Origin of the sequence: Citrobacter sp. C348 (genome assembly GCF_047467975.1) — a bacterium.
Classification (GTDB): Bacteria; Pseudomonadota; Gammaproteobacteria; order Enterobacterales; family Enterobacteriaceae; genus Citrobacter; species Citrobacter gillenii.
In genome coordinates this window covers 774538-790627 of sequence record NZ_JASJUJ010000001.1, presented here as the reverse complement: position 1 = coordinate 790627, position 16090 = coordinate 774538, and the positions used below count along the sequence as shown (strand labels likewise).

The following is a 16090-nucleotide window of genomic DNA, read 5'->3' as shown; positions in this document are numbered from 1 at the left end:
TCCTCAGAGATCCAGTCCGGCGGCAACGTGACGAATCCCGCGAATGCCCAGACCGGCGTCGGCATTGATCATCACGCCGCTCAGCGTGCGGTTATTGCGCCGTGACGCCAGCATCACATACGGGCCGGTAAAATCTGCCGGCTCCGGGAAAAACTGCAGCGGCAAAATGGCGGCAATTTTTTCTGGCGTTAGTGACTGCATAATCGATGTGTCGCTCTGACCCAGCGCCTGCGGGCCGCGCAGGTCGGTCGCCATACCGCACGGTCCCACGCCGTTGACGCGAACTTTGGGTGCCAGCTCGTAGGCTAACTGGCGAATCAGACCGGTTGCTGCATGCTTGCTGGCGGTATACAGCGGACCGCCGCCGCCGGGGTACCATGCCGCGTTGGACAGGGTAAAAATGATGCTGCCTTCGCTGGCGATAAGCGCGGGGGCGCAGGCTTTGGCCCCCAACAGATAACCCAGCACGTTGACATTGAATAACTCGTGAAAACCGGTTTCCAGTGCTTCGGCAGAGGTGCTCACCAGCGAGGCATTGTGATCCCAGATCCCGGCATTGCCGATAAAACAGTCCAGCTTACCGAAGTGAGTGAGAATATGATCCACTGCGCGCTGATAGTCGGCGTAGCAGGTGACGTTCCCCTCCACCGCCAGCACATGCTCACCAAAACGCTGGCGCAGGTAGGCGACTTTGGCAGCGGAGAGCTCCAGTGTAGCGATCCGCGCACCTTCTTCAATAAAGCGCTCGACCAGCGCCAGGCCAAGGCCGGAACCGCCGCCGGTAATAAAAACGACGTTATCGCGTAAATCGCTCATCAGGCCCCCTCAGGCATATCAATAAATACCTCGCCGCCTTCCACATGTACCGCATAGGTGATCAGCGGATCGGTGGCGGGCAGGCACAGCGCCTTGCCGGTTTTCAGGCAGAAACTGGCGGCGTGCAGCGGGCACTCCACGGTGGCATCGTCTTCCAGGTACCCTTCCGACATCGAGGCATTACCGTGGCTGCAGCGGTCGTTAATGGCATAAAACGCACCGCCAACGTTAAACAACGCGATGACCGGCGAGGTGTCGAGCCGCAGCGCTTCACCTTCCGGCAAATCCCCTACGGGGCAGGCAAATACACGATTCATCAGAACAATACACTCAGGTTATGGGAGGAGATCACCGCCTGATCCAGCACGATCTCACGCTCCAGTAAACGCCACTCATCGCCCGGCAAGCGGCGTACTTTGTCCACGCGCATGCCAACGTATAAGGTTTCATCCCGCTCTTTTTGTGCGCGAGACAGCAGGTAGTTCAGTCGGACGCGAAACACATCGGGAACGTCGGTTTCACTGACCTGACAGTTAGTGATCAGATGCCGGGTGCGCGACGGCGGCTCTTCCGCCCAGGCCATGCCGGTTTCCAGTCTTGCAATACGGCGCTCGAGCTGATCTTTGTTGTCGTTGAAAATCCAGGTGGTCGGCGGCTGCACCCCTTTGCGGCGGTCGCGGGTCTGGGCATTCACCGTGGTACGCATGGTGTAACGGATCTCGTCATCAAGCTGCGCCAGCCAGTCGCGAAACTTCCAGTCGTCCAGCAGGCTGGCTTCGTGGTAGAGAAACTGGGTAATGCGATGATGCAGTTCCAGAGAAACTAACGCGCTCATTTCATTACCTCCTGCTGGTAAGCGGTGGTTTTTTCCTGCACTTCCTGCCAGCTTTCGCTGCTTAGCAAATCGGCCCAACGCTGGTACATCCCGCGTGCGGCCGTTTCCGAGAAGATGTAGTTGGTGATCCCCGGAATGCCGTCTTCACGACGTTTTTCCTGACCCAAGCCCATTTCCAGACACAGCTGGCTGTTCCGCGCGCGGTGGCCTTTGAGCAGCTTCTGGATCTCGCACCAGTTTTCTGAATCATCTTGTTCAAGAAAACCGGCCGGGCCAAAGGCGCGAGTGGCGCTATTTTCAAATGCGGCTTTGACGTCGTCAGAGGCCGCTTTATCGGCAATACAGAACGCCCACACTTCGACCTGATCCGGCCCGCGAGGATGCCAGACGCGCAATGTGGCGGTGCCGTTCAGCCACGACAGAGTCGGGAAAATGTTGTTATGACCGGCCAGACGCAGGGCGCGAACCTTGCCCAGACGCTGCTCGGCTTCGGCGTAGGTGTCGCGGTAGTAGCTGGAGACGTCGCCGTCGACCCAGACGTTGGCATCGGGATTCTCAGTAAAGAAAAATCCGCTGCCGTGCCCGTCCTGACCGAACTGCAGTGCATCTTTGGCGGTTTCCCACACCGGACGTGCGGTTTGCCCGTCGCCGAGGCGTTTGTCGCTGCCGTCATCTTTGGCGCCGAGCACCTGCACGGCAGAAGCGTGGCTAAACAATGCGTGATACTGGTCGCTGGCGAACTGCTCAGCGGGGAATTTCCAGTTGCAGTCAATGACCCATTTCTGTACGCCGCCAACGATTTCGGTGCCGCCTTCGCGACGATCCAGCACGCCGTCCAGGTACCAGGCGATATCGCCGAGATAATCACGCAGGGCAGGCGCGGTGGTGTCCCAGTTGCCGAAGATTAGCCCTTTGTAGCTCTCGACGCCGGGCACTTCGTTCAGCCCCCAATGGGACTTGCACAGCCCTTGCGGGTAGGCGCGTGGCTCCAGCGGCACGTCAATCAGCTCGCCGTTAATGCCGTAAGACCAACCGTGGTACGGACAGGTAAAAGCGCGGGTATTGCCGCAGTCGGCGTAGCTGACACGCATGGCGCGGTGTCGGCACTGATTGAGAAAGGCTTTGATGCTGCCGTCTTTTTGTCGCACGACCACCACCGCATCCTCGCCCATGTAGGTATTGAAAAAGTCACCCGGCTTCGGGATCTGACTTTCGTGAGCGAGAAACAGCCAGCAGCGTCCGAAGATGCGTTCCAGTTCCAGTTGGTAAATGTCGGGGTCGGTATAAATCCGTGGGGTTACGCGACCATTTTGCGTGTCGATCAGTGAGTAGATGTCTAAATTTGAGGGTGTGGTCATATTTTTTAATCCCGAAAGCTAAGATGTATTGACCTTCTTTTTTTGTACCCCAAGGATGTTGCTGGTTAGTTATCAATCTGTGAAATAGTAAATATCTACCAGCTGAGACGTTTTTTCGATAACAAGGAGCAGGGTATGGAACTGAGGCACTTACGCTATTTCGTCGCGGTGGCGCAGGCGCTGAATTTCACCCGTGCGGCAGAGAAGTTGCATACCTCTCAGCCGTCGTTAAGCAGCCAGATCCGCGATTTGGAAGCCTGCGTCGGAGTGACGCTGCTGGTGCGGGATAAACGCAAAGTCGCGCTGACGGCAGCAGGGGAGTGCTTTTTGCAGGATGCGCTGGCGATCCTTGAACAGGCAGAAAATGCCAAAATTCGCGCCCGTAAGGCGGTGCAGGAAGACTGTCATTTCTCGATTGGGTTTGTCCCTTCCGCGGAGGTGAATCTGCTGCCGAAGGTTCTGCCGCTGTTTCGTTTAAAACAACCGGACACGCATATTGAACTGGTGAGCCTGATAACCACTGAGCAGGAAGAGAAAATCCTGCGCGGCGAGCTGGATGTTGGCTTAATGCGCCATCCGATTTACAGCCCGGAACTCGACTATCTGGAACTGATTCATGAGCCGCTGGTCGTGGTACTGCCAGTTAACCACCCGTTAGCCAGCGAGAAAACGATTTCAGCCCAGCAGCTGAACGGCGTGAACTTTGTCAGTACCGATCCGGCCTATTCCGGCGCGTTGGCGAAGATTGTCAAAGCGTGGTTTCAACAGCAGGAAAGCCAACCCAATATTGTGCAGGTCGCCACCAATATTCTGGTGACCATGAACCTGGTTGGTATGGGGCTGGGGGTGACTTTGATACCCGGTTATATGAATAATTTTAATACCGGCCAGGTGGTTTTTCGCCCTATCGCCGGTGATGTGCCGACCATTGCGTTGCTGATGGCCTGGAAAAAGGGCGAGTTGAAGCCCGCCCTGCAGGATTTTATCGCGTTGGCGCAGGATCGTTTAGCCGTGCCCCTGGCGGCATTATCATGACAGTTCGCTAAGCTGTGATTCCACATACAGATAGCCAATACCCATCAACTGCTGCGAGCGATTAAGCTGACCGAAACTTATTTGCGTGGCTCTGGCACGTGGGCTATCGCCGTGATCAAACGGATTAAACCCGGTTTGCTGTACCAGCGTATTGAGCCAGCTTTCGCCAAAGGCACAGCTGCGACCGTATAACCAAATCTGGTTAATATTTAATATATTCAAAAAGTTATATAAACTCAGGCCAATGGCGCTGGCAGCGTGCTCGGCCCACGCCTGAATACGGACATCGCCCTGTTCCCAGGCGTCAATCAGCTGATCGGTGGTCAGCGTTTCTGGATCGTAATGGGGGGCAGGCTGAGATTTCATCCACACGCGAGCCTGCTTTTTCAGGGCGCTTAATGAGGCGACCGTTTCCAGACAGCCGTAACGACCGCAGTCACAGGCGATGCCGTCAGGGTTGATTATGGTATGTCCAATCTGGCCGCTGCCAAACAAACTGCCGCGCCAGATGTTGTCGTTGATGACGAACGATGAACCAATGCCGTAATCAACGTTAATCACGCAAAAATCGCCGTTCGCCGCCGGGTTCTGCCACTTTTCCGCCAGCGCCAGCATCACGCAGTCATTATCCAGCAGGACCTGCACGCCGAGCATTTCTTCCAGCAAATACTTTATTTCCACCGCTGTTTTCCACGGTGCCTGTGGCATGGTTTTTGATGCGCCGGTAATCGGATCAACCTGACCGTGAACGCCCAGCGCGAGGTTGATTGTGACCTCAGGATAGTGCCGACGGTATTCCCGCCAGTGCGCTGCCAGCGCGGTCAATAGCGCTTTTGGCGTTTCGGGATTGATCACTTCATGCCGCCAGTCACCGACTGCGACCAGGCGCGCATCTGCCAACTGGCTGGTGATACTGGTGGGGGTGACGTTGATGCATAATGTCCAGGCCCCTTTTTCCGGCAAATGAAAGCTGCCGCTGCTCAAACCGCGCTGGCTTAATGTCTCGCGGGAATGGTCGATCCGCCCTTCATCCATCAACTCTTCGAGAATATTGCTGACCGCCGGGATCGACAAGCCGGTGAGCTGTGCCAGTTGTGATTTGCTGAGCTGCTTTTCCCGCCACAGGTGCGACAAAAAGATCTGTTTATTCGCCTGGCGAACCCTGGTGTTGTTGAACCCCGAACGCTGCATTCACTTAACTCCCTTTACTGTATTGCGTGAGCATTGCGCATTTTAACGCCACTTAACTGCCGCAGAATAGCCTCAAGTTAAATTTTTACTTTTGTTTATTGAGTGGAGAGCGGCATGTACGGTTCAGTGATGGTCTGGCAGGAAACGATCACCCTCCCAACGTGGACGGCAGGCGAGGAAGACGCTAACCCAATGTTCCTTGAGAAACGGGTTTATCAGGGATCTTCTGGTGCGGTGTATCCCTATGGCGTGATTGATACGCTAACCGGCAAGCGTGAAATGCGCGACTACAAAGCGGTGTGGATGGAGAATGACTTCATTCGCATCATGCTGCTGCCGGAGTTGGGGGGGCGTATTCATCGCGCCTATGACAAAGTACAACAGCGCGATTTCGTCTACTACAACGAAGTCGTCAAACCTGCGCTGGTGGGCCTGCTCGGGCCGTGGATCTCCGGCGGCATTGAGTTTAACTGGCCTCAGCATCACCGTCCCACCACCTTTATGCCGGTTGATTTTACTCAACAGCAGGGCGAGCAGGGCGAATACACGGTGTGGATGGGTGAAGTTGAGCCGATGCGTGGCTTGCAGGTGATGACAGGATTCACGCTGTATCCGGATCGCGCCCTGATTGAGATAACCGGAAAAGTGTTTAACGGTAATGCCACTCCGCGCCATTTCTTATGGTGGGCGAATCCTGCGGTGAAGGGCGGGGACGATCATCAGAGCGTGTTCCCGCCGGATGTGACTGCCGTTTTTGACCATGGTAAGCGCGATGTTTCCGCGTTCCCGATAGCGACCGGCACTTATTACAAAGTGGATTACTCCGCGGGCGTGGATATCTCACGCTACAAAAACGTGCCGGTTCCGACCTCCTATATGGCTGAAAAATCGAACTATGACTTTGTCGGCGCGTGGCACCATAGCGAACGCGGCGGACTGCTGCATGTCGCCGATCACCACGTTTCGCCAGGGAAAAAACAGTGGACCTGGGGATACGGTGAGTTTGGCGTCGCCTGGGATCGCAACCTGACCGATGACAACGGGCCGTATATTGAACTGATGACCGGGGTCTTTACTGATAATCAGCCGGACTTTACCTGGCTTGCGCCGTACGAAGAGAAAGTCTTCGTACAAAACTTCCTGCCCTACAGCGAACTCGGCATGGTGCAAAACGCCAGCACTCAACTGGCGCTGCGTCTGGTGCGTGACAATGGCCAGCTCTCTGTTGGCGTTTACGCTATTGCGCCGCTGCACGACGTGTTGGTTACGCTTTCTGCTGATGGGAAACCGTTTTATGAACAGATGCTGACCCTTGAGCCGGGCAAAAGCTGGCTGGCTGAGGTGTCCGATCGCGGTCACGAGCGGGTGACCATGGCCGTGACCCGCGCGGATGGCTCGTCGCTGCTGCAATACGAAGAGCACATTGCCGAAGAATTACCGCTGCCTTCGGCCGCCGTTGCGCCGGCACTGCCAGAGGCGCTGTCCAATACCGATGAACTCTATTTTATTGGTCAGCATCTGGAACAATACAATCACGCCAGCCGTTATGCAGAGGATTATTATCGCCGCGCGCTGGAGGTTGATCCGCTTGATTACCGCAATAATGTGGCGCTGGGAACGCTGGCGCTAAACCGGGCGGACTGGGCATTGGCCGAGCACTGTGCGCGTGCGGCGCTTGAACGCGCGCATAAACTCAATAAAAATCCGCGTGATGGCGAGGCGAGCATGCTGCTGGCCGCCGCTCTGGAACGTCAGGGTGATAATGACGGTGCGTGGGAGAGTTACTACAAGGCAAGCTGGAGCGGTAACTGTCGCGATGCCGCCTTCTGGTCGCTGGCTCGTCTGGCAATGAAGCGTGCAGACTATGCTGGTGCGCTGGAGAAGGTCGATCAGAGTCTGCGTTTCAACGGCAGTAATAACCTGGCGATGGGGCTGAAAGCGTTGGTGCTGGCGAAGCTTGATCGCAGCGAGCAGGCGCTGGAATATATTCGCCAACAGCTGGCTGACTATCCGCTGAGTTACACCCTGCACTATGCGCGCTGGGCTATCGGCCAGGACGAAGATTCAGCCGCCGCACTGCTGTCCGTTACCGGGCGACGTGGTACCAATGCCTGCGAGCTGGCGGGTTGGCTGACTTCTTTGGGGCAGCAAGATGCGGCGCGCGATGTGCTGGAACTGCTCGACAGCCAGGAAACGCTGCCGATGTTGTGGCGGGCTTCACTCAGTGATAACCCTCAGTCTTTCATCATGCGCGCTCGCGAGTGTCTGCAAAACCGTGTGCGATTCCCCAATACGCTGGATGAAGTGCAGATGCTACAAACGCTGGCGCATAGCGCGTTTGCCCGCTATTTGCTCGGCTGTTTCTGGTATAGCAAACGACGTTATGACGAGGCGGTCTCCTGCTGGCAATTCACGCTTGAGCAGGAGCCGGATTTTGCCCCGGTACACCGATTGCTGGGGATTTATGCCTGGAACAAGCAGCATGATGCTCAACTGGCAGAGCGTTATCTGTCGCAGGCCGTGGCGCTGGAGCCGAAAAATGCGCGCTTCCTGTTTGAGCTCGACTACCTCAATAAACTTCTGGCACAACCGGCTAAACAGCGTTTGGCAAGGCTGGAAGCCAGCAAGGAGGTGGTTTTCCATCGTGATGACCTGACGGTAGAACTGCTCAGTTTATGGAATGGCGTGGGTCACTATGATGCCGCGGCGGCCGTGCTCAACGAGCGCGTGTTCCACCCGTGGGAAGGCGGTGAAGGCAAAGCCACCGGGCAGTATCTGCTCAATCACCTGCATCGGGCACTGGCCGCTATTCACATCAACGATTTCACGGCTGCCATCGTCTTGCTGCAACAGGCGCTGCACTACCCGCAGAACCTCGGCGAAGGACGTTTACCCGGACAAACGGATAACGACATCTGGTATTTGCTGGGATATTGCGCACAGCAGCAGGGACACCATGACGAGGCCCAGCGCTATTTTGTGCGGGCAACGCGGGGCGGTAGTTCGCTTGACGCCGGACGTTATTACAACGACCAGCCGGTGGACTATCTGTTCTGGCAAGGCATGGCGTTGAAAGCGATGGGGGACACCGCGCAAGCGGACACGCTGTTCCACAGCTTCCTGCAGTGGGTTGATACGCAGCATGACCAGGTGCCGGACGTCGATTTCTTTGCCGTATCGCTGCCTGATTTAGTGGTGTTGGATACCTCTGCACACGAGAAACATCAGCAACACTGTCTGTTCATCAACGCGCTTGGGCACCTGGGGCTGGGCAATCTGCCAGCCTGCCAGCATGACCTTGATGCGCTATTGCAACGTCATCCGGCGCACGACAAAGCCTTGCTGCTGCGTCACGCCATCAACATATCGCTTTTCCAGTAACACCCTGATTGGGTGGGGGCAACCCCACCTGAAACCTTCTGTTTCCTGCGTTTCCCTGAAAGAGGAATGATAATGAATAACGCGCAGACACATTTAAAGATTGGCTATGTCTGGACTATCTGCCTGGTTGCGGCCTGCGGTGGTTTACTGTTTGGCTATGACTGGGTAGTGATTGGTGGGGCGAAACCCTTCTATGAAGCGTATTTCTCGATTACCGATCCGGCGCAGTCCGGCTGGGCGATGAGCTCGGCGCTGGTCGGCTGTATTTTTGGTGCGCTGATCTCCGGCTGGTGTGCCGACAAGTTTGGTCGAAAAATGCCGCTGATCCTCTCTGCGATACTCTTCAGTGCCTCTGCCTGGGGCACCGCCGTTGCCAGCAATTTCGATATGTTTATTGTCTATCGTATCGTCGGCGGGGTGGGGATTGGTCTGGCGTCGGCGCTGAGTCCACTGTACATCGCTGAAGTCAGCCCGGCTGAAAAGCGCGGTCGTTTTGTTGCCGTTAACCAACTGACCATCGTGATTGGCGTGCTGGCGGCGCAGCTTATCAATCTGATGATTGCTGAACCCGTTGCCACTGGCGCGACCCAGCAGGCGATTGTGGAAAGCTGGAACGGTCAGACGGGCTGGCGCTGGATGTTCGGTGCCGAGTTAGTCCCCGCTCTGGCGTTTCTTGTACTGATGTTCTTTGTGCCGGAATCTCCGCGCTGGTTGGTGAAGGCCGGGAAACCTGAGCGCGCACGCGCCATGCTGCAACGGATTGGCAGTACAGCGTATGCAGAGCAAACCCTGAAGGAGATTGAACACACGCTGCAAAAAGATAATCACAAGGTCGCCTGGTCTACGCTGCTGCAACCGCAGATCAAACCGATCGTGATTATTGGTATGGTGCTGGCCGTATTCCAGCAGTGGTGTGGGATTAACGTTATCTTCAACTATGCGCAGGAGATCTTTGCCTCCGCCGGGTTCGATATCAACGGTACGTTAAAATCGATCGTGGCGACGGGGATCATTAATCTGGTCTTCACCCTTGCCGCTCTGCCGCTGGTGGACAAAATTGGACGTCGCAAACTGATGCTGTTTGGCGCATCGGGGCTGACCGTTATCTATGTGCTGATTGCCAGTGCCTACGGCTTGGGCATTATGGGATGGCCGGTGTTGGTACTGGTGTTGGCGGCAATCGCTATTTACGCCCTGACGCTGGCCCCGGTGACCTGGGTGCTTCTGTCGGAAATTTTCCCTAACCGCGTACGCGGTCTGGCGATGTCGCTGGGTACGCTGGCGCTATGGATTGCCTGTTTCCTGCTGACCTACACCTTCCCGCTGCTCAATGCCAGCCTGGGTGCGGCCGGGAGCTTCCTGCTGTACGGTGTGATTTGTGCCATGGGTTATGTTTACGTTCTGCGCCATGTGCCGGAAACCAAGGGCGTCACCCTGGAAGCGCTGGAAGAACAGCTGGCGGCGCAGCACAGCAAAGCCAGCACTTCGGCCCAACCACGTAGCGCCCGGTAATGGACAACCTTTTGATGCTACAAAACGCACATCTGCGGATGTGCGTTGATCCTCAGGGCGGGTCGCTGTTGAGTCTGGTGTCGTTACAACATCAACAACCGGTTTTACGTGAGGGCCAGGGGAAACAACCGGGGGATTGCGGCCTGTTCCCCATGTTACCGCTGGCTAACCGGGTGGCAGGTAATCGCTTTCTGCTGCGGGGGGAAGAGGTGGTTTTGCCGCAGCATGAGGCGGACGATAAATTCTTCTTACACGGTGACGGCTGGCTGCGGCGCTGGGAGGTGGTTAATGCGACTCAAAGTGGCTGTTTGCTGCGCTTACGCGGCTGGCATCCGTGCGGTTACGACTATACGGCGCAGCTGTGCTATCAACTGGAAGCATCCAGCCTGCATGCCTCGTTGACCCTCACCCACAGCGGCGAACGACCGATGTTGTACGGCTGCGGCTTCCATCCGTTTTTTACCTTTGATGTGCGCAGTACGGCGCAGTTTTCGGCCAGCGGCTACTGGCCGGAGGGTGAGCAACACTTGCCGTTACCCTGGCAGCACGATATCCCACCCGCGGCTGATTTCACTCGCGCGCAGTATGGTGAAGATGCCTGGCTGAACGTAGGTTATTCCGGCTGGGGCGGACAGGCGGTCATTCAACGCGATGTGATGAAGGTCACGATTCTGGCGCAAACTCCGTGGCTTATGCTGTTCAGAATGTCGGGTGAGGAGTTCCTGTGCCTCGAACCACAGACGCATCCGGTGAATGCCCACCACATGCCGGGCCAGCCGGGATTACGCCTTTTAGCGCAGGGAGAACAGTGCCATTTTGCGCTGCAAATTCGCGTAGAATAGGGCAATTATCATGTTATCTGCCTGTTAATACTCGCTTGCGCCAGCCGGGGTTTATCGCCAGACTATCGCCTCCAAACGGGAGGGAATCATGGTTTTGCACTCCACGCGCTGGCTGGCGCTCGGTTATTTCACCTACTTTTTTAGCTACGGGATTTTTCTGCCTTTCTGGAGCGTGTGGCTCGAAGGGTTGGGGCTGACGCCTGAAACCATCGGCCTGCTGTTAGGCGCGGGGTTAATTGCACGTTTTCTCGGTAGTTTGCTCATTGCGCCGCGCGTGAGCGATCCCTCTCGTCTGATTTCCGCTTTACGCATTTTAGCGCTGCTGACGCTGGTATTTGCGCTGGCCTTCTGGGCGGGGACGCACGTGGCGTGGCTGATGGTGGTGATGGTCGGGTTTAACCTGTTCTTCTCGCCGCTGGTGCCGCTGACGGATGCGCTGGCGAATACCTGGCAAAAGCAAATCACCATGGACTATGGCCGGGTGCGGTTGTGGGGGTCTGTGGCCTTTGTGATTGGCTCGGCGCTGACCGGTAAGCTGGTGACCCTGTATGACTATCGGGTGATCCTGGTACTGCTGTCACTGGCGTTGGCGTCAATGCTGCTGGGTATGATGATCCGCCCGAGCGTGCAGCCTGCGGGAGAAGTTCGCCAGCAGGAGAGTACCGGATGGCCAGCATGGCGTCAGCTGGTTATGCAGAGCTGGCGCTTTCTTGCCTGCGTGAGCCTGCTGCAAGGGGCGCACGCAGCCTATTATGGTTTCAGCGCTATTTACTGGCAGTCTGCCGGATATTCGGCGTCAGCGGTGGGCTATTTATGGTCACTGGGTGTGGTCGCGGAAGTGATTATCTTCGCACTCAGCCACAAGCTGTTCCGCCGCTTTAGCGCCCGCGATCTGTTGCTGCTCTCCGCCGTGTGTGGCGTGGTGCGCTGGGGGTTGATGGGCTGGAGTACCGAGCTACCGTGGCTTATCGTGGTGCAAATCCTGCATTGCGGTACGTTTACCGTGTGTCACCTGGCGGCCATGCGCTACATTGCCGCACGCCAGAGCAGTGAAGTGATTCGTTTGCAGGCGGTCTATTCCGCCATTGCGATGGGCGGAAGTATTGCCATCATGACCGTGTTCGCTGGTTACCTGTACCAGAATATGGGCAGCGGTGTATTCTGGGTTATGGCGCTGGTGGCGCTGCCCGCCATCGTCTTGCGGCCTAAAGTGACGGCGCAATCACCGGTGTTATGATTCGAGGATTTTGCGGATCTGCTGCTGCTGATGCAGCGTAAGCGACAGATCCGCATGAATCAACGGCGGTGAAAACAGCGGTAGCGGCGTGGTGTACGGGGTAATAATCAGCGCCACGCCACGCGGCGAGCCCTGTTTCTGAAAGTCCTGCATTGGCATATGTTTTACGTTCAGCGGCAGCAGGGTCAGCTCACGCAATTGCTGCTCAATATGCGTCTCCAGTCGTTCATTATTGCCCGTCAGCAGAATGATTTGCTTCTCGTGCAGATCTTTTTCCTGCATCAGCCATGCGCCAAAAATGACGGCGACCAGCCCCGCTTCTTCTTCAGAAAAATGCACCTCGTATTCCGCTTCAAATCCCTTGAGCGCTTCTCGCGTGGTGCGCACCAGCCGGGGATAGAGCCGACTGAACTCCTCCGGCAGAGTGTTATCAATGCCAATCGCGAACACGCTACGGTTCAACGCCTGAGCAAGATGCACGTACAACTGGTCGTTCAATCCTTGTTCGTCGCTGAAGCGGACGTTGCCGCTCTCGCGAAAACGTAGCACCAGTCGGGCAATGGCCAGACGCAGGCGGCGGTCCTGCTGATGGTTATCGCGAATGGGATCGGGGATGCGGATCATCGAGAACAGCAGCGCCATAAACAGCGACTCGCCCGGTGGCGCACTTTGCATCACACGGCGCTGCCAGTGACGACCGATTTCTTCGGCGAGCGCATACTCGGCGCAGGATTGCGCCCAGCGCTGTTGTAGCGGGTTAAACTCCGGGTGGAGCCCGGCGTGATGTTGCAGCAGGCTGTACTGTAAAAACAGGCGCAGAAACTGGACATCCCGGCATTCAAACGGCTTTTGCAGTCGCCGGGAACAGAGGTTGATGAGCGCATGCAGATTGGTGTCGTCATACAGCGTGCGGGCGATACCGCGTTGTTTGAGCTGCATTTTTAACGCTGGTGTGAACTGCCCTGTGATAAAGCCTGGGCACAGCCGCAGGCCGCGTCGTAGCCAGTGCAGAAAGCACAATCGTTGATTGAGTGCCGATCCTTCGATCTGGTAGCCACCATTCTGCGTGGCAATGATAGTAAGACGATGATAGCGCTGGATTTCAATCCCCGCGCCGATGATATCCTCGCGGACCACATCGTCTTCGACGCCATTGAGGGCGCTAAATGTCTGGGTGGTCGCGATTTGCCCCGGCTGGAACAGCGTCAGCAGCACATGGCAGCGGCGCTGGGGAGCAGAAAGTACAGATGGCGGGGCAAGCGTTGTCATCATCTGTAGAGTCTCCCGAAAGTATGTTTGGTAAGAATAGCTAAAGTTTGCTCATAGAAATGAAGAATGGAATCCTTTCCGCCAGGAATGCTGGAGACCGTCACAGAATTTTTAACGCGAGGAACAGTGGGCGGGAGTTAAACGCAGCGCGTTAACACGTTTTTTCACTGTTTTATCTTTTGTTGCAATATAAAAAAACACTACCAGTGGCTGTACTGTTTGTCAGTTAAGCATTATGGAGAACATGTGATTCCGGCTCAGGGTCACGTTCACGGGTACTATCATTTCAGATAAGTGAAAAACATAAGGTGAACGTAGCAATACACCGGAGGCAACAGATCCATTACCTCCGGAACAACTGTCTGGCGTTACTGCCCACGGCTCAGCGTTAATCCTACATCGCCGCCAGGATGCACGGCTAACAGCGTTTCCTTTGAGTAACCACTCTCGCTCATCAGACAGGCGCAGGCGGCATCAAATATCGCCAGCACCAGAAGAATGGACGTGGTTGCCAGCATGTCCAGCGGATCGGCCTCGCGCTGGACGCCGGTGGAAATCACCAGCCTCGACGCCTTAGCAATGGCTGAGTCGGCGTTTTCCGTCACGCTAATTACCGGTACGTTCCGCGCAGCCAGTCCGGGCAGCAGTCGGGTAAGCTCATCTGAATTCCCTCCGCGCGACAGCATAATCACCCGATCGTCTGCGCGTAAAAAACCCAGGTCGCCATGAGCGGCGTCGGTGGCATTGAGGTAAATTGCCGGGCGTTCGACGCAGGCCAGCATATGCGCCACTTTACGCGCGGCAATGCCGGACGTGCCGACGCCGGTGACGACGATTTTTCCTGTGCAGTCGCGCAATTCGCTCATTAAAGACTGCCAGGTCTGCTCTGTCAGATGCTGGCCCAATCCCGCCAGAGCCTCGCTGTAGAGTTGCCATACGCCGGTCGCCTGGGACCATGAATCACTCATGCGTCCTCCTGCATCAACTGGCGGTATTTCATATGGTCCTGGTACATCTCGTGGAAAACCCGGTATTTGCGATCGTAGTACTGCTTAATACGGTTGGTTTGCGGGGTGACCGTTTTACCAATGCGGCTCATCGCTGACATCGCTTCCGGGAAGGTATCGAACACACCTGCGGCGAGGGTTCCCATCATGGCGCTGCCCAGCAGCATGGCTTCACTTTCTTCCGGTAGCAGCATCGCACAGCCGGTGGCGTTGGCATGTTCCTGCACGAAAATTGGGTTTTTCGTGCCGCCGCCGCTGGCCATAATGGTATCGATGGTATACCCGCTTTGGTTCATCGTTTCGATAATATGCCGCGTCCCCAGCGCAATGGCCTGAATGGTCGCCAGATACTGCAGCGCCATATCTTCCGGCGTCCGGGACAGCTTCAACCCGGTAATCGCCCCGGTGAGCGTTGGGTTGGCGCGCGGGGAACGGTTACCGTGGAAATAGGGCAGAATGTGCATATCGCGGGTCAGAAATGCGATATCTTCCGGTTCGCCGGCCATTTTACGCAGCAGCGCATTCAGCACTTCGTAAATGGTCTGCCCCTGTGATTTTGCCTGCGCCAGCAGCGTGTCGTAGCACGGGTGTGACTGAATAACGTGGTCGATTAACGCGCCGGTGGCCGACTGTCCACCTTCGTTGAGCCAGTATTGCGGCAGGACGGCGGAGTAGTAAGGACCCCAGACGCCGCTGATAAAGCGCGGCTCTTTAGATATTGCCATATGACCGGTGGACGTGCCGCCAATCAGCGCGACGCGGCGGTCAAAATCAGCCACCTCGCCGGTCACACCGCTGGCACCGAGGGTGCCCAGCGTTCCGGCGTGGGCATCGATAATCGACACGCTGACCGCGGTCCCTGGGATCAGACCCATTTCGCCGGCGGCCCGTGCAGAAAGGCCATGACCGAGCGGTTCCCCCATCGTTTTCACGTCGCGGCCAATTTTAGCGGCATCGTGCTCCAACAAGTCTTCCAGCCCAATCTGGCGGAAATAGCTGGCATCCCATTTGTCCTCATGACCCATATAGGTCCATTTACACACCGTCGAGCACAGCGAGCGCGTGTCGTCGCCGGTCGCGCGCCAGGTGAGGAAATCCGGCAGGTCAAAGTAGTAGCCTGCATTGGCCCAGGTGTTGGGCATATGCTGCTTCAGCCACAGCAGTTTTGGCGTTTGCATTTCCGGTGAGATAATCCCGCCGACGTAGTCCAGCACTCGATGATGCAGGGCGTTAATGCGCTCGGCTTGAGTAATGGCGCGGTGATCCATCCACACAATAATGTTTTGCTCGCTGCGCCCGGAAGGGCTGATGGTCAGTGGTTTACCTTCTTTATCGAGCACCACCAGCGAGCAGGTGGCGTCGAAGCCCAGACCTTTCACCTGAATCGGGTTGATATCTGACTGGTTAATCGCATCACGAACCGCGTTACACACTGCCTGCCAGATGTTATCTGAGGATTGCTCAACGAAATCGGCCTGCGGACGGTAAATCTCAATCGTCCGGCTGGCCTGACCGACCATTCTACCGTTGAGATCAAACACGCCTGCACGGGCGCTACCGGTTCCGACATCCACACCAATAAAGTAACTTGCCATAATTTTTTCTCC

General features: G+C 56.4%; 13 protein-coding genes. 5 read left to right on the top strand and 8 right to left on the bottom strand.

The window, feature by feature from the left end:
- Positions 1 to 3: 3 nt before the first annotated feature.
- The 4 genes from hcaB to hcaE are packed head-to-tail and all read right to left on the bottom strand — an operon-like array spanning position 4 to position 3009.
- A complete protein-coding gene (gene hcaB, locus QNN86_RS03755) occupies positions 4 to 816 on the bottom strand; it encodes a 3-phenylpropionate-dihydrodiol/cinnamic acid-dihydrodiol dehydrogenase (RefSeq protein ID WP_414210647.1) in 813 nt (270 codons plus the stop codon).
- A complete protein-coding gene (gene hcaC, locus QNN86_RS03750) occupies positions 816 to 1133 on the bottom strand; it encodes a 3-phenylpropionate/cinnamic acid dioxygenase ferredoxin subunit (RefSeq protein ID WP_414210646.1) in 318 nt (105 codons plus the stop codon). The genes hcaB and hcaC overlap by 1 nt, the downstream gene beginning before the upstream one ends.
- Positions 1133 to 1651 (bottom strand): 3-phenylpropionate/cinnamic acid dioxygenase subunit beta, encoded by a 519-nt coding sequence (hcaF, locus tag QNN86_RS03745; protein ID WP_096756146.1) that lies wholly within the window; start codon positions 1649 to 1651, stop codon positions 1133 to 1135. Before hcaF ends, hcaC begins: the two co-directional genes overlap by 1 nt.
- Positions 1648 to 3009 (bottom strand): 3-phenylpropionate/cinnamic acid dioxygenase subunit alpha, encoded by a 1362-nt coding sequence (gene hcaE, locus QNN86_RS03740; protein WP_414210645.1) that lies wholly within the window; start codon positions 3007 to 3009, stop codon positions 1648 to 1650. Before hcaE ends, hcaF begins: the two co-directional genes overlap by 4 nt.
- Positions 3010 to 3144: 135 nt before the next feature.
- Here hcaE and hcaR point away from each other — a divergent pair, with 135 nt between their 5' ends.
- Positions 3145 to 4044 (top strand): DNA-binding transcriptional regulator HcaR, encoded by a 900-nt coding sequence (hcaR, locus tag QNN86_RS03735; protein WP_146717281.1) that lies wholly within the window; start codon positions 3145 to 3147, stop codon positions 4042 to 4044.
- Here the strand turns inward: hcaR and QNN86_RS03730 are convergent.
- Positions 4039 to 5235 carry an ROK family transcriptional regulator gene (locus tag QNN86_RS03730; RefSeq protein WP_182269350.1) on the bottom strand — a complete coding sequence of 399 codons (1197 nt, stop codon included), beginning with the start codon at positions 5233 to 5235 and terminating at the stop codon, positions 4039 to 4041. The genes hcaR and QNN86_RS03730 overlap by 6 nt on opposite strands.
- Positions 5236 to 5349: 114 nt before the next feature.
- Here QNN86_RS03730 and QNN86_RS03725 point away from each other — a divergent pair, with 114 nt between their 5' ends.
- The 4 genes from QNN86_RS03725 (at position 5350) to QNN86_RS03710 (ending at position 12207) form a co-directional block, all read left to right on the top strand.
- On the top strand, positions 5350 to 8616 hold the full coding sequence (locus QNN86_RS03725) for a DUF5107 domain-containing protein (RefSeq protein ID WP_414210644.1): 3267 nt from the start codon (positions 5350 to 5352) through the stop codon (positions 8614 to 8616).
- A gap of 72 nt (positions 8617 to 8688) precedes the next feature.
- Positions 8689 to 10128, top strand: a complete 1440-nt coding sequence (locus QNN86_RS03720) for a sugar porter family MFS transporter (protein WP_279277831.1) — start codon at positions 8689 to 8691, stop codon at positions 10126 to 10128.
- Entirely contained in the window at positions 10128 to 10970 is an 843-nt protein-coding gene (locus QNN86_RS03715) for an aldose 1-epimerase (RefSeq protein ID WP_414210643.1), read from the top strand. Before QNN86_RS03720 ends, QNN86_RS03715 begins: the two co-directional genes overlap by 1 nt.
- Positions 10971 to 11058: 88 nt before the next feature.
- On the top strand, positions 11059 to 12207 hold the full coding sequence (locus QNN86_RS03710) for a 3-phenylpropionate MFS transporter (RefSeq protein WP_096756153.1): 1149 nt from the start codon (positions 11059 to 11061) through the stop codon (positions 12205 to 12207).
- Here QNN86_RS03710 and csiE read toward each other — a convergent pair.
- The 3 genes from csiE to QNN86_RS03695 form a co-directional block, all read right to left on the bottom strand.
- On the bottom strand, positions 12202 to 13479 hold the full coding sequence (csiE, locus tag QNN86_RS03705) for a stationary phase inducible protein CsiE (protein WP_135911596.1): 1278 nt from the start codon (positions 13477 to 13479) through the stop codon (positions 12202 to 12204). The genes QNN86_RS03710 and csiE overlap by 6 nt on opposite strands.
- Positions 13480 to 13844: 365 nt before the next feature.
- Positions 13845 to 14444: an SIS domain-containing protein gene (locus QNN86_RS03700; protein WP_414210642.1), complete on the bottom strand. Its 600-nt coding sequence runs from the start codon at positions 14442 to 14444 to the stop codon at positions 13845 to 13847.
- A complete protein-coding gene (locus QNN86_RS03695) occupies positions 14441 to 16078 on the bottom strand; it encodes an FGGY-family carbohydrate kinase (RefSeq protein ID WP_414210641.1) in 1638 nt (545 codons plus the stop codon). The genes QNN86_RS03700 and QNN86_RS03695 overlap by 4 nt, the downstream gene beginning before the upstream one ends.
- Positions 16079 to 16090: the final 12 nt, after the last annotated feature.